Source organism: Mesorhizobium sp. M7A.F.Ca.CA.004.06.1.1 (genome assembly GCF_003999135.1).
In the GTDB taxonomy this organism is placed as follows: Bacteria; Pseudomonadota; Alphaproteobacteria; order Rhizobiales; family Rhizobiaceae; genus Mesorhizobium.
Genome location: NZ_RZPQ01001091.1, coordinates 1 through 1,405, shown reverse-complemented (window position 1 = coordinate 1,405; position 1,405 = coordinate 1). Strand labels below are relative to the sequence as shown.

Genomic DNA, 1,405 nt, shown 5'->3' with positions numbered 1-1,405 from the left:
TCATCATTTCTCTCTCTTCCTTTCTCTCTTTTCTCCCCTTTTCCCCTCTTCCCTCTTTCCTCTTCTTTCTCTTTTTTTTTTCTCCTCTTTCTTTCTTCCCTTTTCCTTCTTCCCTCTCCTTCTCCTTTCTCTTCCTCTTCTTTACATATTTTTCCCTTTTTCTCAACCTTTATTTTCCGGTGCTGCTTGTCGGGTCGTCGTTCCACCAGCTGTTCACGGCGCCGTAGGTCGTCGGCGTGGCCTCATCGGGATCTTGGGTGAGCCTCCAATGGTTGCCGGGTTCGTCGGGGGCGAACATCGGCACGAACATCGTTGCCGGATCGCCAACCCCTATGCCGGTGTTCGCCGAGCCGCCGGACGGCGCGGCGTCGTTAGCATTGTAGGGATAGGGCCTGGCCTCGACGCAACCTTGCCAACTGGCGAACGGGCCATAGGAATCGATGTAATCATATTCGTCATGGCTTCGTTTGCAGGTGTTGTTCGAGTTGTATTCGTCGCAAACCACGCGCTTGCTGTTGGTGACACGCTCATGGTTGGTGACGACCTTCATGTCCCGGTAGAGCGAAAACCGGGTCAGCATCTGGCCTTCGTCGGTACCCCATCCGGTGCCGCGCTTGTACCAGATGCCGTTGGTCTGCTGGGCATATTTGTCGGCTGCGTTCAGCGTCGACCAGTCGAAATTCTCGTTCGATACCGGTGACAGGCCTTCGGTATCCATCCAGGACGCGTTACCATTGCCGGGTCCGACATTGACCGAGGCGGCAAACGGCACGAGGCCGAACTGCACCGGCCTGTCGACCTGCTTGATCATCGCCGCCTGCTGGGCCAGCGTGTCGACCAGCTGTTTGGCCGCGGTCTTGAGAAGGTCGATGCGCGTTTGCCCCGAGCCCGTTCCGGTCTTGGTCATCGACCCGGAATTGTCGAGCGCCAGAGCGACTTCAAGAGTGTTCTTCAGCCGCACTTCCGAGGTGACATTGAAGCTGATCTTCTGGTTGGCGTCGGTTTCGGATTTGCCGACGAGCTGGCCGAAGACCGGATAGAAGTAGGGTTTGTAGTCAAGCCGCGCGCTCATCTTGAGCAAGCCGCCCCCGGTGGTGTTGCTTGGCAAGGTGACGGTGAGCGTCGTGTTGGCGGGGTTGATCTTGTTGAGGTTGGCATTGAAGAAGTCGAGTGCATAGGCTCTCAACTGATCGTCGGTGGCACCCTCCGTCAGCCGGCGCGCCGTGGCGAAGTTTGCGGCATCGAGCGCATTCGAAACCGCCTGTTTTTCGCGGCTCATCTCGGTGAAATCGACGGCTATCGCCAGGGCGCCCATGAGCGGAACCATTGCGACGACGGTCATAAGAGCATAGTTGCCGCGTTGGTCGCGGCAGAACTGACGCCAAAGTCCATACATGTCTTGCAG

General features: G+C 57.3%; 1 protein-coding gene. It reads right to left on the bottom strand.

The annotated features are described in order from the left end of the window. Nucleotides 1-169: 169 nt before the first annotated feature. The coding region (locus EN906_RS34115) for a TadE/TadG family type IV pilus assembly protein (RefSeq protein WP_245484394.1) at nucleotides 170-1,405 on the bottom strand (1,236 nt) is incomplete at its 5' end.